This window comes from Hydrogenobacter hydrogenophilus, assembly GCF_900215655.1.
Taxonomy (GTDB): domain Bacteria; phylum Aquificota; class Aquificia; order Aquificales; family Aquificaceae; genus Hydrogenobacter; species Hydrogenobacter hydrogenophilus.
The window spans coordinates 456,454-473,726 of sequence record NZ_OBEN01000001.1 but is presented as its reverse complement, the minus strand read 5'-3'; the positions used below and the strand labels follow the sequence as shown (position 1 = coordinate 473,726).

The window sequence follows — 17,273 nt, the reverse complement described above, 5'->3', positions numbered from 1 at the left end:
AATTATAACTTAGGAAGGAGCTTATAGTGTTCGTATATGTGTTCCCAAAGATAGGATACTCTCAAAAGGGTAGTTTCGTCAAAGGGTTTTCCTATAAGCTGTCCGCCCACTGGCAGTCCATCTGACATACCTATGGGTATAGATATGGCAGGCAGTCCTGCAAGGTTTACTGGCACAGTAAATATGTCAGAAAGATACATCTGTATGGGGTCTGATGTTTTTTCGCCAAACTTAAAGGCAACGGTGGGAGCGGTGGGACAGGCTATAATGTCCACTCTCTTAAAGGCTTCCTCAAAATCCTTCTTTATTAGAGTTCTCACTTTCATAGCTTTCAGGTAATACGCATCGTAATATCCACTGGATAGAGCAAAGGTGCCTATCATGATCCTTCTCTTTACTTCTTGTCCAAAACCCTCATCTCTTGTTTTTGAGTACATCTCAAAGAGATCCGAGTAGTCCTTGGTTCTATACCCGTATCTGACACCGTCATACCGTGCTAAGTTGGAAGATGCTTCCGAGGGGGCTATCACATAGTAGGCAGGTATGGAGTATTTAACATGGGGCAGAGAGACCTCCTCTGTGGAAAATCCGTTTTTCTCCATCTGTCTCAAAAACTCTTCAAAAAGCTCTTTGACTTCCTTTTGCATCTCAAACTCAAAGAACTCTTTGGGCACACCTATCCTTAATCCTTTGAGTTCCTTCTTTGCTTCTTGGGAAAACTGGGGCACGGGCACATCAGCGCTCGTGGAGTCTTTCTCATCTCTACCTGAGATCACCTCAAGAAGAAGTGCGGTATCTAAGGTTCTTCTTCCAAAGGGTCCTATTTGGTCAAGGGAAGATGCAAAGGCAACAAGTCCGTAGCGTGATACCCTTCCGTAAGTGGGTTTTAGACCTATAACACCACAGAAGGAGGCAGGCTGGCGTATGGAACCTCCCGTGTCAGAACCCAAAGACAAAGGAGCGGAAAGCACACAGGTAGCCACAGCAGAACCTCCAGAAGAACCACCTGGCACCCTCTGAAGGTCCCAAGGATTTTTAGTAGGAAAGAAGGCAGAGTACTCGGTGGAAGAACCCATAGCAAACTCGTCCATGTTAGTCTTTCCTACTATCAGAGCACCTGCGGATTCTAACCTTTCAACTACTGTAGCAGAATACGGGGATATAAAGTTTTCAAGCATCTTTGAGGCGCATGTGGTTTTGAATCCTTTCACATTTATGTTATCCTTTATTGCCACAGGTATGCCAAATAGGGGTTTGTCTTCTACTTTTTGATCCATAGCTTTGGCGCGCTCAAGAGCCTGTTCGTAAAGGGGAGTTATAAAAGCTTTTACTTTATCCTCTGTAGAAGAGAACCTTTCTGCAAAGCTTTCAACGACTTCTGAAACTTTAACTTCCTTTTTTAGTATCAATTCTCTTAGCTCAAAAACGGACAACTTCCAAAGCATGCTAAACATTATAACGGGTTTGTGGTATAATCAGTTTCTCTGTAAAGGAGGTAAAAAAATGAGCGGTCTTCTGCATGAAGTGGAGAACATATACCAGCCTAAAAAGGAGTATCCCCCCTTTAAGGTAGGCGATACGGTAAGGGTCCATTACAAGATAGTAGAAGGAGAGAAAGAACGCATACAGCCCTTTGAAGGAGTGGTCATAAGAATAAGGGGAAGCGGTATAAACAAGACCTTCACTGTGCGCAAGGAGTCCTACGGTGTAGGTATTGAAAGGATATTTCCTTTTGCCAGTCCCAACATAGAAAAGATAGAGGTAGTAAAGTACGGAAAGGTAAGAAGGGCAAAGCTTTACTTCCTGCGCAAGTACAAGGGTAAAGAGGCATCAGGTAAAGTTAGAGAGATAAAACCTTGGGAAAAGAAGAAGTGATAGAGTACGAGCTTTCCTTCTGGGAAAAGAATCTCATAGTTGCGGGTGTAGATGAGGCAGGGCGTGGACCCCTTGCGGGTCCAGTTGTGGCGGTAGCGGTCATACTCCCTCCCTTTACAGAACCCTTTATAGACAAAGACTCCAAAAAAATGTCTCCAAAAGAAAGGGAAAGCGCTTACGAGCTTATAAAGGCAAAGGCGCTTGCAATAGGGACAGCGGTAGTGGACAGTGTGGTAATAGACAGGATAAACATTTTGCAGGCTACAAAACTTGCTATGAAAAGAGCTTTGGAGGACCTCAAACACCCTTTTGATGTAGTTATCACAGACCATGTGAAGTTGGAAGGTTATAACTGTCTTCCTCTTGTAAAAGGAGATGAGAAAAGTCTCAGTTGCGCGTGCGCTTCTATAGTAGCAAAGGTCCTAAGAGACAAAATAATGGAACACTACCACAGAGTATTTCCTGAGTACGACTTTAGAAGGCACAAAGGATATCCTACGAGCAGACACAGAGAGCTATTAAAAAGATACGGCATTACAGATATACACAGAAAAAGCTTTAGGGTAAGGTAAGTTATGGATACCTTTGTCCTTGATACGAGCGTTTTTACAAACCCTGATGTTTATACTCAGTTTGAAGCGGATCAGCTTGGAGCCATAGAAAACTTTATTTCCCTTGCATCTCATACAAACGCCAACTTCTTTATGCCTACTTCTGTGTATTACGAGTTTACAAAGATGGTAAACTTAGGAGAGTTAGCTCCAAAATTTGAGCTTGTCGTTAGGATAAGGTCTCCCAGGAAGTGGGGTCTTATGGTGCCTGCGGAGTTTCTCTACGAGTTTATAGAAGAAGTAAGGCACAGGATAAACAAAGGACTAAGGATAGCAGAAGAACATACCAAAGAAGCAGGAAAGCTCACGGAAGAACAAGTAGGAAGGATAATAAATAAACTCAGAGAAAAGTACAGAGAAGCTCTCAGAGTAGGCATAATAGATAGTAAGGAAGATGTTGATGTGCTTTTGCTATCTTACGAGCTTGACGCTATACTGGTCTCTGGTGATGAAGGTCTAAGAAGGTGGGCGGACAGAGTGGGTATAAAGCTCATAGACCCGAAAAATCTTAGGTACATAATGGAGAACCTTGCAAAAATAAGATGAAAATACTCAAAGCTCAAGAGATGTCTCAAATGGACCTAAAAGCCACAACAGATATAGGTATTCCATCTTTTCTGCTTATGGAAAACGCAGGTTTGAGGATAGTACAAGTCATAAAAAAAGAGTTTCCCAATGCGAAAAAGATTCTTTTTTTTATAGGCAAGGGAAACAACGGAGGAGATGGGCTCGTAGCGGTTAGACATCTTTACTTGAGTGGCTACAAGGTGGATTACTTTTTAGTGCATGGAGAGGAGTTAAAGGGTGATGCTCTTTTGAACCTCAGCATATTAAAAAACTTAGGCTGTTATCCACTTACAGAAAAACCACATAAAGATTATGACCTTATAGTGGATGCCATCTTTGGCACAGGCTTTAAACCTCCCATCAAAGGTCATGTAGTGGAATGGATAAACTTTATAAATACCTCCCAGATACCCGTGTTGTCTGTTGATATTCCTTCTGGGCTTTCTGCGGATAGCTCTCAGGTGTATGAACCCAGCGTGAAGGCAGACATTACTGTAACCTTTGAGTTTCCCAAAGTGTGCCACATTCTACAGCCATCTGCCAAAAGGTGTGGAAAGATATATGTAGCCTCTATAGGCTTGCCCAAGTTTTTGGCAGAGGAGGTCAAAAGGGAAGTTTTAGAAAAGGTAAAGGTTTTCAAAAGAGAGCCTGATGTTCATAAAGGGAAGATGGGACATGTACTTTTGGTAGGGTCAAGCGTAGGGAAAACAGGAGCTCTGATCATGTCCGCTAAAGCTGCCACAAGAACGGGTTCAGGGCTTGTCAGCGTAGGTGTTCCTAAGGGCTTAAACCAGATTTTTGAGATAGCTCTAACAGAAGAAATGAGTATACCCCTTGAAGGTGAGGACAGACTAAGTGAAAAGAGCGCTGACAGGATCATACAGATGCAGGATAGTTTTTCAGCAATAGGTGTGGGCATGGGTATGGGAACTTACCAAGAGGGAGAAAGTATAGTGAAAAAACTCATAAAGGATATTAAAAAGCCTTTACTTTTGGATGCAGATGCCATAAACAACTTGGCTAACATTAAAGACTTGAACATCCTAAAAGAGAGAGAGTATCCCACGGTGCTTACACCTCATGTGGGTGAGTTTGCGAGGTTAAGCGGATACGAGAAGGACTCTATAGTGCATAACCTCATAGATGTGGCTCAGGAGTTTTCCCAAAAGTGGAACTGCTTTCTTGTTCTTAAGTCTTCAAGAACCGTTATTTCTACACCAGATGGTTATGCCTTTGTGTCTTTGAGGGGAAGTCCAGCTATGGCAAAAGGTGGAAGCGGAGATGTGTTATCAGGCATCCTTACTTCGCTCATGGGCAGAGGTATTCCCCTTTTGGACGCGCTAAGGTTGGGAGTTTTCTTACACGGGCTTGCAGGCGAAATAGCAGAAAGGAAAAGGCATACAGAAAGCGTAAGAGCTCTTGATATAGTGGAAGAGATCCCCTCAGCTTATAATCAGATAGAAAATGAAAGCTATCCTCCTGTCCTTCATTATCTTTCTTAGCGGGTGTGGGCTCGTTAAGATAGAACTAAGGGACATAACGCCAAAAGAGAAAACACAAAAAGAACCAAGAAAAAAAGAAGAACCACAAGTAAAAGCTCCCATCACTGTCCCTATGCCTGTGAAGGGCACGCCAGTAAAGCTTCAAAAGGGATACTTCATAAAAACCTCTTGCGATGAATTTTTCAGAGCTGTTGATAACGGAAAGGTCATTTATGCAGGTGATGACATTAAAAGCTATAGGTGGCTCCTTATGGTGGATACAGGTAGGTACATAGCGGTTTACGGAAAAGCTCAAAAGCTCTTTGTGAGAAAAGGAGAAAGTGTAAAAAGGTGGCAACCTCTGGGTAAAGTAGGACAGCACGGTGATGCATGCGGTATAACCTTTGAAATAAGAGATAAGGAAGGAGTACCTGTTAATTTTGAGTTTGAGAGATAAAGTTTTTCACAAACTTTATGGCATCTTCTTTTGTTTTCACTATACCATTGAGCTGTGCCTGTTCTAAAGCTCTTTTGATCTCACCTATTTTAGGTCCCTCTGGCAGTCTAAAAATCTCCATAATCTCTCTACCTGTGAGCAGAGACTTTATGGGTATCTTTTCGTACTTTTCCTTTCTATAAGTTTCAAGCTCTTTTATGGTTTTGATGAGGTCTTGCATGTCTTCTTCTGTGTCTTTGCTTGCAATGGCATCTGCTATAGCATGAAGGAAAAGGTGCGCAGAAATTTCTTCACACTCTTTCCAAAACTTGGCTTTGCCTCTGTCTGTGAGCTGTCCTCTCTTGAGAGATTCTCTGAGATAAAAGGGTCTTAGGTGTTCTTCCACAAGCTTAGAAACAAACTCTGTTGCGGTATCACTCCACTTTAGCCTTCTGCCTATCTCTTTAACTATCTGAGCTCCCAATTTATCGTGGTTGTAAAAGGTGATCTTCCCGTTTCTTATCTCAAAAGTGTGAGGTTTTGCTATGTCGTGAAACAGGGCAGAAAGCTTTAGAAGTTCAATGTCAGAAAACTCACCGTGTACTTGCATAGTTCCCAAATTCTTACTCAGATCTGGGCTTAAATACCTTTCCCTTTCTTCTATCACCTTTTCCAAAGCAGACAAAACCCTTAAGGTGTGTTCATCAAGGGGATATATGTGATGTTCTCCCTGATCTTTTATTTTTCTCATATGGCTAAATTCGGGAAAGATAACCTCCAAAACGCCATTCTCGTAGAGGTCTCTTATAACTTTTGCGCTTTGGTTATGCCTTAGTATTTTAAAAAGCTCAAGGGTTATTCTTTCACTTGGGACTTTTGTAAGCATGTGTCCCTTCTTTTTTACAAAGTGGTAAAAATCCTCTGTTAACTCAAGATTTTTCTCTACCGCAAGCCTAAAACCTCTTAGTATTCTAACGGGGTCTTCCTCCAAATTCTTTAAAGAAATGGGTCTGAGCTTTCCTTCCTGAAGGGCTTCTATGCCCTTTGCAGGATCGTAGATGATGGTCTGCTTTGCTCCTATGCTCAGCACATCATCTATGCTTACTGCCATAGCGTTTGCTGTAAAATCTCTTGACAGTAAGTCCTCTATTAGAGCCTTCTCTATGTCTTTGCCTTTTATCTGAGCAAAATCAAAGCGGTATTTATAAGGAGGTATTTTTAGTATCACTGTAGCAATAGTAGGCCTTTTTACCAAAAAACCCTTCTTTTCAAACTCAAAGTAAGTACCACCTATAAGATTAGCAAAATCTTTTGCTACTTTGGTAGGATCGCATGTCACAAGCAGATCCACATCAATGTTATAACCTACGGGCTCACCTAAAATTCTGTCTCTTACCCATCCACCCACCACAAAACAGAGTTCTTCCCTTGGAAGCACCTTGGCTATATCGTCAAAATAAGACATGTAAAAGTTAAGCCCGTGAGCGGTGTGCTTTATACCTTTTTCAAATATCACTTCCTGCATGAGATATAAAATATAAATTTTTGGCATGAGGTTGGAAGATTTTGATTATGAACTACCACCGGAACTCATAGCTAAGTATCCCCTTACGGAAAGACACAAGGCAAGGCTTATGGTATTAGACAGAAAAGACAAAAGTATAAAACACGACATATTTTGGAATTTACCCCTTTATTTAGAAGAAGGAGACCTTCTTGTGTTTAACAACACAAAAGTATTACCCGCGAGACTCTACGGAGAAAAACCAACGGGTGGAAAGGTAGAGGTGCTCCTTACAGACTTTGTGGAAAATAACCTTTGGGAAGCGCTCGTAGGTGGGAAAAACATAAAAGGAGGGCTTTCTATCCGTATAGCTGATGACTTTGAGGTCAAGATCCTCAAGCACATAAGCGAAGGGAAGTTCCTTGTGGAGCTTTGCGCACACGATCCTGTGCAGGCACTTTACAAACATGGGCACATACCTATACCACCTTACTTGGAAAGGGAAGAGGAGGAAATAGACAAGGTGTATTACCAGACAGTGTTTGCTCAAAAGGAAGGTTCTGTTGCGGCACCTACCGCATCCCTTCACTTTTCTGAGGAGCTTCTTAAAAGACTTGATGAATTTGGCATAAGAAAAGCCTTTATAACTCTGCATGTCTCTTATGGCACTTTCAAACCCGTTAAGGTTAGTGATGTAAAAGAACATAAGGTGGATGCGGAGTATGCAGAAGTGCCAGAAGAAACCGTAGAGCTCATAAAACAGGTGAAAGAAGAAGGTAAAAGGGTGGTTGCAGTAGGCACAACAGTGGTAAGAGCCTTAGAGACCAAGCCTTTCTGTGCCTTTCGTGGAAAAACAGACCTTTACATATACCCTGGGTATGAGTTTAAGGTGGTGTCTGCTATGATAACTAACTTTCATCTGCCAAGGTCTTCTTTGCTTCTGCTCGTTTCTGCTTTTGCAGGCAGGGAGTTTGTGCTTGAGGCTTATAAGTTAGCAGTGAAAGAAAGATACAGATTTTACAGCTATGGTGATGGCATGCTCATACTGTGATTTCATTAAAAACCCTCTTCTTTATATCTAACATGAGAGCGCTTGCAACAAATATGGAAGATAAAGTACCAACCGCTATGCCTATTACAAAGGCAAACATAATGTCAGAGAGAGCAGGTCCACCCAGTAAGAACAGAGTAAAAGCAACCACAAAGACCGTCAAAGATGTCATTAGAGTTCTTGCTAAGGTTTGGTTTATAGATAGATTTATCACTTGCTTAAGGTCTGTAGCCTTTTTTATTCTAAGGTTCTCCCTTATCCTATCAAATACTACCACTGTGTCTGATACAGAATAACCCGCCACTATAAGAAAGGAAGCTACCACATCAAGATTTATCTCCTTCTGTGTGAGAGAATACGCACCTAAAACCACGAGCACATCGTGAACGAGAGCCACTATACCACTAAGAGACCATAAGGGCTCAAATCTGTAGCCTAGGTAAAGTAGTATTCCGCCTATAGCAACTAAGAGAGACCATATGGCTTTTCTTCTTAATTCATCGCTTATCACACCGCCTATACTTTGCATACTGACAATCTCAGCGCTTCCAAGCTTTCTAAGAGCACTAAGAGCTTTATCTTTTGGTTCTCCCACTTTGAGCTTTACCAACACCGTTCCAGAAGCAGTATCCTGAACCTGCACAGAATGCAGACCTTCATCTTCTAAAGCTTTTCTCACCTTAGCTATGTCTATCTTTGGTGAATATTTCACTTCTATAACTGTTCCGCCTGTAAAATCAAGCCCTAAGTTCAAACCATTCCAGTACAGAGAGAACAAGCTAACAAAGATAAGAATTAGGGAAATGATATAGGCATACTGCCTTATACCCATAAAATCAATCTGTTTCATAACAAAATTTTACAGTATTTCTACGCTTTTTACGAACTTATCCTTTATGAACCTTTCCATAAGTGTATCTTTTTCTCTTTCGTTAAGTTCGCTCTGCAGAGTTATTTCAAATCCTTCTTTTAGCTTTAATACTCTACGCACTTCAAAGTCTCTTAAGAAGTCTCTCAGGTAATTTACAGGATCCTCTACACCTTCAACGGTTAACTCTATTATATACCTTGTACCCATTCTTATGAACTCTTTTTCTATCCTGCTCATGGCAGAAAGGGTAAGAAGTAATAGCAAAAGAGCAAAAAGAGACATAGTGTACATGCCCATGCCTATGGAAAGTCCTATACCTGCTGTAGTCCAAAGGCTTGCAGCAGTAGTGAGTCCCTTTATGGATACACCCAACCTTATTATAGCACCTGCACCGAGGAAACCTATACCCGTTATTACCTGTGATGCTATTCTGGATGGATCTGCTGACACACCTTGACCATAAGCGTAAGCTGTGTAAAGGGAAAGCACGCTCATAAGAGCGGAGCCAAGAGCCAGAACGGAGTGAGTTCTAAAGCCTGCAGGTTGTCTTCTCTTTTCCCTCTCTAAGCCTATCAGAGCGCCCGAAAGGAAAGCCAATGTTATCCTTAAAAAACCTTCCCACACGGGGAAAGGAAGATGTTCAGTAAGGCTCATAACATCATTTTAGGTTCAGGTAGTCCCTTTGTAAAGACATACTCTTCCATAACTTCATGAGGTTTTCCTATCTTATACACTGTGTGATTTTCTATCCACATTACCCTATCACATACCTTCTTTATGTCCTCCACAGAATGAGACACTAATATGATAGTGATACCCTTTTGCTTAAACTCTTCCATTTTTTTCAGACACTTCCTTTGAAAACTCAAATCTCCAACCGCTAACACTTCATCTATTAGGAGTATGTCTGGGTCTAAGTGTGCCACTATGGAAAAGGCAAGCCTCGCAACCATACCTGACGAGTAAGTCCTCAAAGGTTGGTCTATAAAATCTCCAAGCTCGGAAAATTCTATTATGCTGTCCATCTTCTTCATAACCTCTTTTCTGGTCATTCCCATAAGAACCCCGTTGAGAACTATATTTTCCCTACCTGTAAGATCTTTGTGAAATCCAGCACCAAGCTCTAAAAGAGGGCTTACCTTTCCTCTTACTATAACCCTTCCTTTTGTAGGTTTTATAACTCCTGCTATCAAGCCAAGTATGGTACTTTTGCCTGCGCCGTTTTTACCTACTATACCAAAGGTTTCACCTTTATAAACCTCAAAGGATACATCCCTAAGGGCTTCAAAGCTCTTGCTTTTTAGCTCCTTTAAGGAAGAGGGTAGTGTAAAGATGAACTTTTTTAATCCTGCTGTCATGTGTGTATAGAAAGGGTAAGATTTGCTTACCTTGTCAAAAATAACTACTGCCTGATTCATCAGAGAACCTCTGCAAACCTCCAAGACAACTTCCTAAAAAGGCTGTAGCCTGCAAGAAAGATGATCAGAGAATACAAAAATCCAAAAAGTAGGAAGTTTAACTCAAAAGACTGTCCAAAAAAGAGCCTTCTCCAACATACTATCAGAGGAGCTATGGGATTAAGATAAAGTATGTATTTGTAATTTTCTGGAAGCATATCCTCGCTATAAACCACAGGCGTCATGTAAAAAAGAAGTGTGAGAAAAATGCTCACAAGCCTATCAAGATCGCGAAAAAAGAGGTGTAAGGAGGAAACGGCAAGAGATACGCCATAACTAAGCAAGAATTGGACCACAAATACTACAAACAAACCTAAGGGTAGCCACCAGCTTGGGCTTTTACCGTAAAGATATGCAAAAATAAGTACCACAGGCACAGATAGAAGAAAATGTAAGGAGTGGTTTATCACACAAGACAGAGGGATGAGCTCCCTTGGAAAGTTGAGCTTTTTTATAAGAGAGGCGTTATCCATAAGCACAAAAAGGGAGGAGCTTACCGAATTAGAAAACCACTGCCAAGGGAACAACCCTGTTATGAGAAAAAGGGGATAATCTTCTATTTTTACTTTCATAAAAACCTTAAAGGCTATGTAGAACATCAAAGCGAAAGCTAAAGGATGCATAACTGACCAGAAGTACCCCAAAACACTGTTCTTGTATCTTACCTTTATTTCCTTCTGAGTTAAGACATAGACTAAGTCAAAAAAGTACCGCATTTTGTTGTAAATTATACATTATGGAGAAAAAGTACGGAGAGCTTGCCATAGAGTCTGCTGAGTTGGAACCTTGGGAAAACCCTACCCCTGAAAGGGACTATCTTATTGAAATAACTTTTCCTGAATTTTCCTGTCTTTGTCCTCGCTCTGGATATCCTGATTACGCTACAATAAAGATACGCTACATTCCAGACAAGTACATAATAGAGTTAAGGTCTCTGAAGCTCTGGCTTAACAAATTTAGGAATAGGTACATATCTCACGAACAGGCAACCAACGAGATATACACAGCACTTTATGAGACATTAAAGCCGCGCTTTCTTGAGGTTATAGGCGATTTCAACCCAAGAGGTAATGTGCATACGGTAATAACAGTCAGGAGCGACGAGCGTTATTTCTAAGGAGTTTTTTCATGGTTTTTATAGATTCGTATCCTGTGAGAACTTCGTCTTTGTATATCTTGTAAGGAGAAAACCTGTGCCTTTGATAAAGCTTTACTATGTACTCAGCGTAAGGAAATACTTCTGAACCTTTAAGGTTTTTAAGTAATTCCTCTGGGAGCAGAGTGTTTGGCATTTTTAAAAGTTTGAGCATCTCTCTGTAGAGGTTTTCTGGAGTCTTCCTGCTATTTTTATATAGCTTTAGAAGTAGGTATACCACAAAAGCCATTAAAAGAAACTCAAAAATTCTCAAAATAGGTTTTCTTAGGTTGTGCGTCTTTATACCAAATCTCACCTCCCTTTGGATCTTTTCAAAGAGGGAAAACTGCTTTTCTGAAGAAAAACCTACTACATTTGAGTACCAGAAGCTCAGTACAGCATCCTTCATGAGGGAAAACTTGGATACCTCCTTTAGATTCGGTGAAGTGTAAGGTGGTGTAGTGTCTACTCTTACCCAGCGACCTTTTATATAAGCCTCAACCCATACATGAGCCATTGAGTTAGTAATTACATAATAGTTCCCGTAATCGTTCCATATACCTCCCTTAAATCCGCCTACTACCCTTGCAGGAATGCCCATAAGCCTAAGGAGTATGGCGGTAGCGCTAGCGTAATACTCACAGTTCCCTTTTTTTGAAACAAAAAGAAAGTATTCAAGAGGATCTCCACTATACCTTCCAAGTTCAAGAGAGTATCTAAAGCCTTTTGAAAAGAATTTTTCCAAGTTTTTGAGCATGTCTTCTTGGTCCTTTGCTCCCTTAGAAAGCTGATGAGCAAGTTCTACAATGCTTTTAGACAAACCTTTTGGTACCTCTGTATAATCCTGTGGGTCTTCGTACAAGGGTGGTATGTCCGAAGATACTGCAGTGTACCTTACGGGTCTGGTTATCTCTTTTGAAAACCCAAGAACTCCTCCTGAGAGCATAAGGACTTTTCCTACAAGACCCTCTAAGTTTTGCACACTCACAGGATAATCAAGAGCTGGCAGGTATTTCTCAAAAGTAGGCTCAAGCAGTACTGTGTAATAAGTAAGCTTACCTTTATAAGATAAAACGGGAATCTCTTGCTTTTTTGTGCTTATCCACTCATTTCCCACATATGTGTCAAAGACAGAAACTCTCCAATACATATTCTTAAGTCCATTGGGTAGACCATACACTCTGAAGGCTACCGTGTTATCTTGTTGTATCTGTCCCACCTTACCCAAAACTACGCTGTCCGCTATGCCTGTTTTTAATCCAGAGCTTGCTTTTCCAAATACATCAAAAAGGGGTGTTTGAGTTCTCGGAAGCAAAAAGAAGAAGGGCACCGTGAGAAAACTTACCACGAGAAAAAACACCACAGATACCAGAGCATAGCTTTTAACTATGTTTTTACTAACTACCTTATCACCCACACCCGTGTAGAGATTTATGAAAACTAAAGAGGAAACACCGAGGGCTAATTCAAGTAAAAGCAAAAAAGCGAAACTTATACTCAGATTATAAACAGTGGATATGGATACGGCAAAAAGGCTAAGAAGCAGTATCTGATACATGTCTCTTGGTTTTTTTTCCTCAAGACTCTTTACCGCAAGAAGCAAGAGCACAGCGTTGGCAAAGGGCTTTAGCAAGTCATCTAAGCTTATAAAAGCTAGGAAGTATCCAGATAGGATCAGGGCAAAAGTGTTAAGGATCCATCTCTTTATGGGGTAGTGTTTTTTAACATCCGCGTACATACCCACAGCATACAAAAAGAGGAAAATAGCATAAAATACTTGCTCCGCAACACCATAAAGAGATAACGCCCCCACCAAAGCGCACAAGTGCACCAAAAAAAGGGTTATATACCTAAGGCTTACCATGGTATCCTTTTGTGGTCAATAGTTTTCTCATCTCGTCTTTGAGAGACCTTTCTGCGTAAACCCTGTAGATTTCAATGTCTTTCAGATTAGCCATCACATCAGAGGCTTCCCTCAGAGACACAAGGGTGTTGTTTTTAGAGAGTAGCACGTCATCGTCCATCACTTTTTTACGCACAGCGTCAAACCTTAGCACTTCAGGTTCATACCGTAATGTTAGCTCCTTCTTTACCTCTTGGAACTCCTCGTAGGAGTTTGTGCTAAATACCTCTCTGAAGTGCTCCCTACCTATAAGCCTTTTAATGTGTATGTTATCTGGGTGTTTTAAAGCTACCGCAAGGAGTTCTCCGTCTGTCATGGTCATAAGCGAGTCCGTATTTAAAAATTGATCCCTCCTGAAAAATCGCTCTATCAGCTCAAGAAGGTGTATGTTGAGTATCCTAACTACCTTGTGAAAATAAACTTGGGCGTACATAAAATAACGCCCAAGGAAGAAGCTCTCTAAGGTCCTTATGGCACTGATATTTACCGTCTTTTTACCTTCTATTAGATCAATGTGATTTAGGAGTCTTTCATAATCAAAAAATCCATAGTATGTTCCACAAAAGTAGGCGTCTCTTCTTAGATAATCCATTCTGTCTGCTCCAAACTCACCCGTTATTATGTCAGAAAGAATCCTCTCCTCATCCTGAGAGCATCTTTTGAAAGCAAGCCTTGCTATAAGCTCAACCTCATCGTAAGAAAAGCCTTCTCTCCTTAATATTTCTCCCACATGGCCTTCTGTTATTGCTTTATAGCCAACATCTTCGTGGCTCTTGTCTCCCAAAAGAACTTCTGTAGTGTGTGAAAAAGGTGGGTGTCCTATATCGTGCAAGAGCCCAGCCAATCTAACTATTTGCAAAAGTCTTTTGTCTTTTAGACCCAAACTATTGTATATGCGTGTGGCAAGCTCCATAACTCCTATGGAGTGTTCAAACCGCGTGTGATGTGCAGATGGAAAGACAAGATAAGCCACGCCAAGCTGTTTTATATACCTTAATCTTTGAAAGTATATGGAATCTATCACCTTGAGCTCATGATCCTCCACCCTCACAAAACCGTGTATGGGATCAGAAAAGTCTTTAAACATCAATGACTTTCGTTTTTTTCTCTTTCAAGTTCTTTTATCTCCTTCATAGTGAGGTCAAACTGATAAAGAGAAGAAGCTACATCCTTGAGATGCCTTGCGGCACGCAGGTACGCCTCTTTTAACTTTCCGTCAGGAAGTTTTTCCGCTTTTTCGAGCAGTCCTCTATGGAATAGTAGCAGGCTGTTTCTGAGGTCGTTAAAGTCCATCTTTTACCTCCTTTTATCCTTCTGAAGATGTTCCTTATCCCCTTTATAAGCCTCCTCCATGTAGATTCTTTATTTTTTTCTCCATTTACAAACTCTATCTTAATGTGTTCTAAAGATTTGCCCTTTTGAAGTTTTTTAAGAAGCTTTGTAAGATCCTTTCTTAGCTTTTCAAGGTTTATACTGTAGTAAACATCACCAAAAGGAGCTATTTTTCTAATGCAGTAGTTTATGTGTTCTATTACGCCTTCCTTTTTCTTATAAGCCAAAGATAGAGATGATAACGCATCAAAAAAGTTAGCTTCTTTTCTGAACCTTTCTTTCTGAAACTCACAGTAGCTTAAGAGCTCCTCATAAAGTCCTTCGTTAAACATAATGGCAGATACATACACCGCATCGTAGGGTGTCATACTTCTACCGTAATGAGAAACCTTGTTTATTACTCCCCAATATTTGGCGACTTTTGAGCTAAAGGAGCTTATGTCTTTGCAGTACTTGTGATCTATGCTTATAAAGTAAAACCCTCTCTCATCCACGCGGTATATGTCTTTGCCAGTGTAAGTGTTGCCGTATAGGTCGCTGATGAAAAAGATGTTCATTTCTGCCAATATGTCCTTCCAAGAGTTTCTCATGTTGATAAAGTTCCTGCTGGCACACCTTAAAAATTGGTCCAACGGGATGTTAACATTGCCTACCTTCCTTATAAGCTGTACATAGCAAAGGAGGTAAAGGATAAGCTCCTTTTTAGATGTGTCGTCAAGTACCTCAAGAAAGATGCCTTCAAGCCTGTCGGTTTCCTTTATGGAACCTAACATAACTTAAATATTAAGCTTTTTTTAAGCCTTCGGCAAGTTAAGTTTGTCTATCTTTCCTCTGGACTATAGAGGAGTCCCGTCAAACCTCCCCACACGAGGTGAAGTATAAAGGTAGATATCTGAGCGTTTATGGTCATGGGTCTTTGAAACCACTCTGCCCCTCCAAAAGATCCTATTAGGGAGATTACTATAACCAGTATGTGCCAGAAAACTCCGTATATGAGCCCTTTTACAATTCCTGGTCCAGGTAGAGACTTCCAAAGAAGCGCTAAGGGTATAGCAAATAGGGTGGCATCTAGCTGGTGGTGTATAAACCATGTTGGGTCTTTAAGACCGGGGAAAAGTCCAAAAAGCCCAAACCATTTGGCATAAACTTCGTCCAAAAGCACCATGGCATAGCCACCCATCTGGCTTGCAAATACAAAGTTCAAAAGGTTAGCACCTTTCAACATGGTTTAACCCTCCTTGTTTGCTATCCACTCCCAATGTTCTATTGCTTCGCTGATGGCTTCCAAGTGTTCGTTTATTGCATCGTAAAGCTTTTTCATAAATATTTCACATCCTTCAACGGGAGCATAAGGCACGGTGTCTTCAATATCTCTTATGAGTTGTTGCATGTCCTGTTTGATGACATTAAGCTTTTCCACATAGGACAGAAGCTTTTCCTTGGATATATCCTGCTTCATGACTTTACCTCCTTGCTTAGTACCAAAAAGTAATGGTATGGGAATACATTTAACCTTTCCGTTAAAAGAAAACCATTTTTTTTTAAAAGTTCTACAGCTTTATCTTCTGGGATCCTCTCTTCTATGGGAGGTCCTGCAGGAGATGTTATGGGGTGCCAGTCTATAAGGATAATTTGGGCGTTGGTTTTGGAAATTCTTTTAACTTCATATAGAAACTCAGAAGGATAAAGAAGCTCATGTAAGAGGTTTGCCATAAGCACTCTGTCTGCGATGCTGTCAGGAAGAGGCACTTCTTTTTCACTACACTTAACGAATTCCACCTTCTCTTCTAATCCTGACTCTTTTACCCTTTGTTTGCATATCTCAAGCATTTTGTCTTCTGAATCTACCGCATACACTTTTTTACACTTCAAGGCTAATGGTATGGTAAAGTACCCAGGACCACATCCCAGATCTACCCACACTTCTTCCTGAGAAGGCTTTACCTTTTCTAAGAAAACTTCTATGCTTTGCCACCTTTGCCTTTCTGGGTTCAAAAGAGCCTGCCAGTTTTCTGGAGGAAACTTGAAAGTCATAAAACAAACCTCCCTTCCTTATACTCCTGTAGTGCCTGTTCTATCTCTTCACGCGTGCTCATCACAAAAGGACCAAAGCGGGCTACTGGTTCTCTTAGTGGCTTTGCGCTTCCTACAATAAAAACTGCATCTTGAATGGCAGTAATTTCAAACTTATCATCATCCGGTACTATAAGAGCTGGCGCTTCAACTTTCAATGAGCTCAGCGATACGATGCCTTCTGATAGAGCTACAAATGTGTTGCTTCCCTCTTTTGGCAGGAAGGAAAACTTGCCTCCTATCTTGAGCTTTACATGTAAGTACACAAGGGGATAAAAACCCTTTTCTCTGATGTGTCCACATGCAAGATCCCACACCTGACTTAGTGCGGTGTCCTCAATGAGCTGTGCGGGAAAATTGTAGTAAAAAGGTTCTGACATCTTTTTATCTTTAGGGTTGTTGAGCCAAAGTTGGAAACCCCACACGAACCCATCCTTTACTAAGGGCATCTCGGAATGTAGCACCCCCCTTCCTGCGTTCATCCACTGAAGCCAGCCATCTTCTAAGATACCCTCAGCACCGGTGCTGTCTCTGTGTTGGAAGCGTCCCCTTATCATGTAAGTGAGCGTCTGAAATCCCCTGTGAGGATGTTCTGGAAAGCCCTTCAGGTAGTCCTCAGGGTTTGAGCTCTTAAACTCGTCCAGCAGGAGGAAAGGATCAAGCTCCCTAAGGTAAGGACTTCCTATGTATCTTCTTAGCCTAACTCCCGCACCGTCTATCACTTCAACCGCAGGGTATATCCTCATATCTCCACTCTGCCCTTTTCGTCATATATGTAAAGCTTTCCCTCCTCTTCGTCCTTCGTCCTTTTGTGAGATCCATCGCAAAAGGGTTTGTTCTTAGAAAGCCCACACTGGCATATAAAGTAGGTTTCCTCCCCAACTTCAAGCTTGTAAGGACCTTTTTCTGCATGCTTTACAAGTCTTGCCATGCCCTACACCTCCTACCTCATTATCTTATCCTTGTTTATGAGCTTG

General features: G+C 41.2%; 21 protein-coding genes. 7 read left to right on the top strand and 14 right to left on the bottom strand.

The features are described from left to right. Nucleotides 1-2: 2 nt before the first annotated feature. Entirely contained in the window at nucleotides 3-1,445 is a 1,443-nt protein-coding gene (gene gatA, locus CP948_RS02630; RefSeq protein WP_096600857.1) for an Asp-tRNA(Asn)/Glu-tRNA(Gln) amidotransferase subunit GatA, read from the bottom strand. Between the two features lie 58 nt (nucleotides 1,446-1,503). On the opposite strand from gatA, the gene rplS reads away from it, so the two are divergent. The 5 genes from rplS to CP948_RS02605 are packed head-to-tail and all read left to right on the top strand — an operon-like array spanning nucleotide 1,504 to nucleotide 4,991. Further along, nucleotides 1,504-1,875, top strand: a complete 372-nt coding sequence (gene rplS, locus CP948_RS02625; protein ID WP_096600761.1) for a 50S ribosomal protein L19 — start codon at nucleotides 1,504-1,506, stop codon at nucleotides 1,873-1,875. Beyond that, nucleotides 1,872-2,447, top strand: coding sequence for a ribonuclease HII (locus tag CP948_RS02620; protein ID WP_096600855.1), 576 nt, complete (start codon nucleotides 1,872-1,874; stop codon nucleotides 2,445-2,447). The genes rplS and CP948_RS02620 overlap by 4 nt, the downstream gene beginning before the upstream one ends. 3 nt (nucleotides 2,448-2,450) lie before the next feature. After that, nucleotides 2,451-3,032, top strand: coding sequence for an RNA ligase partner protein (locus CP948_RS02615; RefSeq protein ID WP_096600759.1), 582 nt, complete (start codon nucleotides 2,451-2,453; stop codon nucleotides 3,030-3,032). After that, on the top strand, nucleotides 3,029-4,555 hold the full coding sequence (locus tag CP948_RS02610) for an NAD(P)H-hydrate dehydratase (protein ID WP_096600757.1): 1,527 nt from the start codon (nucleotides 3,029-3,031) through the stop codon (nucleotides 4,553-4,555). The genes CP948_RS02615 and CP948_RS02610 overlap by 4 nt, the downstream gene beginning before the upstream one ends. Beyond that, the gene (locus CP948_RS02605; protein WP_096600755.1) at nucleotides 4,518-4,991 is read left to right on the top strand and encodes a murein hydrolase activator EnvC family protein; all 474 of its coding nucleotides are present in this window, start codon (nucleotides 4,518-4,520) and stop codon (nucleotides 4,989-4,991) included. Before CP948_RS02610 ends, CP948_RS02605 begins: the two co-directional genes overlap by 38 nt. Here the strand turns inward: CP948_RS02605 and CP948_RS02600 are convergent. Beyond that, complete coding sequence (locus tag CP948_RS02600; RefSeq protein WP_096600853.1) at nucleotides 4,969-6,495, bottom strand: HD domain-containing protein; 1,527 nt, start codon at nucleotides 6,493-6,495, stop codon at nucleotides 4,969-4,971. The genes CP948_RS02605 and CP948_RS02600 overlap by 23 nt on opposite strands. A 25-nt stretch (nucleotides 6,496-6,520) precedes the next feature. Here CP948_RS02600 and queA point away from each other — a divergent pair, with 25 nt between their 5' ends. Continuing rightward, a complete protein-coding gene (queA, locus tag CP948_RS02595; RefSeq protein ID WP_096600753.1) occupies nucleotides 6,521-7,525 on the top strand; it encodes a tRNA preQ1(34) S-adenosylmethionine ribosyltransferase-isomerase QueA in 1,005 nt (334 codons plus the stop codon). On the opposite strand, the gene secF is transcribed toward queA, so the two are convergent. From secF to CP948_RS02575, 4 genes are read right to left on the bottom strand one after another with little or no spacing between them, the layout of a single operon-like run. After that, nucleotides 7,515-8,375 carry a protein translocase subunit SecF gene (secF, locus tag CP948_RS02590; protein WP_096600750.1) on the bottom strand — a complete coding sequence of 287 codons (861 nt, stop codon included), beginning with the start codon at nucleotides 8,373-8,375 and terminating at the stop codon, nucleotides 7,515-7,517. The genes queA and secF overlap by 11 nt on opposite strands. A gap of 9 nt (nucleotides 8,376-8,384) precedes the next feature. Further along, nucleotides 8,385-9,050, bottom strand: coding sequence for an MgtC/SapB family protein (locus CP948_RS02585; RefSeq protein WP_096600748.1), 666 nt, complete (start codon nucleotides 9,048-9,050; stop codon nucleotides 8,385-8,387). After that, nucleotides 9,047-9,814, bottom strand: a complete 768-nt coding sequence (locus CP948_RS02580) for an ABC transporter ATP-binding protein (protein WP_096600746.1) — start codon at nucleotides 9,812-9,814, stop codon at nucleotides 9,047-9,049. Before CP948_RS02580 ends, CP948_RS02585 begins: the two co-directional genes overlap by 4 nt. Further along, nucleotides 9,814-10,569 carry an ABC transporter permease gene (locus tag CP948_RS02575; RefSeq protein WP_096600744.1) on the bottom strand — a complete coding sequence of 252 codons (756 nt, stop codon included), beginning with the start codon at nucleotides 10,567-10,569 and terminating at the stop codon, nucleotides 9,814-9,816. Before CP948_RS02575 ends, CP948_RS02580 begins: the two co-directional genes overlap by 1 nt. Before the next feature lie 20 nt (nucleotides 10,570-10,589). Between CP948_RS02575 and queF the strand changes: the two genes are divergently transcribed. Further along, the gene (queF, locus tag CP948_RS02570) at nucleotides 10,590-10,970 is read left to right on the top strand and encodes a preQ(1) synthase (protein ID WP_096600742.1); all 381 of its coding nucleotides are present in this window, start codon (nucleotides 10,590-10,592) and stop codon (nucleotides 10,968-10,970) included. Here the strand turns inward: queF and CP948_RS02565 are convergent. From CP948_RS02565 to CP948_RS02530, 8 genes are all read right to left on the bottom strand, one after another. After that, entirely contained in the window at nucleotides 10,945-12,852 is a 1,908-nt protein-coding gene (locus CP948_RS02565) for a transglutaminase TgpA family protein (protein ID WP_096600740.1), read from the bottom strand. The two genes, queF and CP948_RS02565, sit on opposite strands and share 26 nt — an antisense overlap. Next, on the bottom strand, nucleotides 12,839-13,978 hold the full coding sequence (locus tag CP948_RS02560) for an HD domain-containing protein (protein WP_096600738.1): 1,140 nt from the start codon (nucleotides 13,976-13,978) through the stop codon (nucleotides 12,839-12,841). The genes CP948_RS02565 and CP948_RS02560 overlap by 14 nt, the downstream gene beginning before the upstream one ends. Before the next feature lie 118 nt (nucleotides 13,979-14,096). Next, nucleotides 14,097-14,996, bottom strand: a complete 900-nt coding sequence (locus tag CP948_RS02555) for a hypothetical protein (protein WP_096600735.1) — start codon at nucleotides 14,994-14,996, stop codon at nucleotides 14,097-14,099. Nucleotides 14,997-15,043: 47 nt separating this feature from the next. Then, nucleotides 15,044-15,448: a hypothetical protein gene (locus CP948_RS02550; protein WP_245810058.1), complete on the bottom strand. Its 405-nt coding sequence runs from the start codon at nucleotides 15,446-15,448 to the stop codon at nucleotides 15,044-15,046. A gap of 3 nt (nucleotides 15,449-15,451) precedes the next feature. Then, nucleotides 15,452-15,682 carry a hypothetical protein gene (locus CP948_RS02545; protein WP_096600733.1) on the bottom strand — a complete coding sequence of 77 codons (231 nt, stop codon included), beginning with the start codon at nucleotides 15,680-15,682 and terminating at the stop codon, nucleotides 15,452-15,454. Further along, nucleotides 15,679-16,257, bottom strand: a complete 579-nt coding sequence (locus CP948_RS02540; protein ID WP_096600731.1) for a class I SAM-dependent methyltransferase — start codon at nucleotides 16,255-16,257, stop codon at nucleotides 15,679-15,681. Before CP948_RS02540 ends, CP948_RS02545 begins: the two co-directional genes overlap by 4 nt. Then, nucleotides 16,254-17,042 (bottom strand): pirin family protein, encoded by a 789-nt coding sequence (locus CP948_RS02535; RefSeq protein ID WP_096600729.1) that lies wholly within the window; start codon nucleotides 17,040-17,042, stop codon nucleotides 16,254-16,256. The genes CP948_RS02540 and CP948_RS02535 overlap by 4 nt, the downstream gene beginning before the upstream one ends. Continuing rightward, nucleotides 17,039-17,227 carry a CDGSH iron-sulfur domain-containing protein gene (locus tag CP948_RS02530; RefSeq protein ID WP_096600727.1) on the bottom strand — a complete coding sequence of 63 codons (189 nt, stop codon included), beginning with the start codon at nucleotides 17,225-17,227 and terminating at the stop codon, nucleotides 17,039-17,041. The genes CP948_RS02535 and CP948_RS02530 overlap by 4 nt, the downstream gene beginning before the upstream one ends. Nucleotides 17,228-17,273 lie beyond the last annotated feature (46 nt).

Excerpts from the sequence above, each read along its gene's own strand:
- CP948_RS02580 (WP_096600746.1), bottom strand. The coding sequence starts at position 9,814 with ATGAATCAGGCAGTAGTTATTTTTGACAAGGTAAGCAAATCTTACCCT.
- CP948_RS02530 (WP_096600727.1), bottom strand. The coding sequence starts at position 17,227 with ATGGCAAGACTTGTAAAGCATGCAGAAAAAGGTCCTTACAAGCTTGAA.
- secF (WP_096600750.1), bottom strand. The coding sequence starts at position 8,375 with ATGAAACAGATTGATTTTATGGGTATAAGGCAGTATGCCTATATCATT.
- CP948_RS02540 (WP_096600731.1), bottom strand. The coding sequence starts at position 16,257 with ATGACTTTCAAGTTTCCTCCAGAAAACTGGCAGGCTCTTTTGAACCCA.
- CP948_RS02535 (WP_096600729.1), bottom strand. The coding sequence starts at position 17,042 with ATGAGGATATACCCTGCGGTTGAAGTGATAGACGGTGCGGGAGTTAGG.
- CP948_RS02585 (WP_096600748.1), bottom strand. The coding sequence starts at position 9,050 with ATGAGCCTTACTGAACATCTTCCTTTCCCCGTGTGGGAAGGTTTTTTA.
- CP948_RS02560 (WP_096600738.1), bottom strand. The coding sequence starts at position 13,978 with ATGTTTAAAGACTTTTCTGATCCCATACACGGTTTTGTGAGGGTGGAG.
- CP948_RS02545 (WP_096600733.1), bottom strand. The coding sequence starts at position 15,682 with ATGAAGCAGGATATATCCAAGGAAAAGCTTCTGTCCTATGTGGAAAAG.
- CP948_RS02605 (WP_096600755.1), top strand. The coding sequence starts at position 4,518 with ATGAAAGCTATCCTCCTGTCCTTCATTATCTTTCTTAGCGGGTGTGGG.
- CP948_RS02615 (WP_096600759.1), top strand. The coding sequence starts at position 2,451 with ATGGATACCTTTGTCCTTGATACGAGCGTTTTTACAAACCCTGATGTT.
- rplS (WP_096600761.1), top strand. The coding sequence starts at position 1,504 with ATGAGCGGTCTTCTGCATGAAGTGGAGAACATATACCAGCCTAAAAAG.
- queF (WP_096600742.1), top strand. The coding sequence starts at position 10,590 with ATGGAGAAAAAGTACGGAGAGCTTGCCATAGAGTCTGCTGAGTTGGAA.
- CP948_RS02550 (WP_245810058.1), bottom strand. The coding sequence starts at position 15,448 with ATGTTGAAAGGTGCTAACCTTTTGAACTTTGTATTTGCAAGCCAGATG.
- CP948_RS02575 (WP_096600744.1), bottom strand. The coding sequence starts at position 10,569 with ATGCGGTACTTTTTTGACTTAGTCTATGTCTTAACTCAGAAGGAAATA.
- queA (WP_096600753.1), top strand. The coding sequence starts at position 6,521 with ATGAGGTTGGAAGATTTTGATTATGAACTACCACCGGAACTCATAGCT.
- CP948_RS02610 (WP_096600757.1), top strand. The coding sequence starts at position 3,029 with ATGAAAATACTCAAAGCTCAAGAGATGTCTCAAATGGACCTAAAAGCC.
- CP948_RS02555 (WP_096600735.1), bottom strand. The coding sequence starts at position 14,996 with ATGTTAGGTTCCATAAAGGAAACCGACAGGCTTGAAGGCATCTTTCTT.
- gatA (WP_096600857.1), bottom strand. The coding sequence starts at position 1,445 with ATGCTTTGGAAGTTGTCCGTTTTTGAGCTAAGAGAATTGATACTAAAA.
- CP948_RS02565 (WP_096600740.1), bottom strand. The coding sequence starts at position 12,852 with ATGGTAAGCCTTAGGTATATAACCCTTTTTTTGGTGCACTTGTGCGCT.
- CP948_RS02600 (WP_096600853.1), bottom strand. The coding sequence starts at position 6,495 with ATGCAGGAAGTGATATTTGAAAAAGGTATAAAGCACACCGCTCACGGG.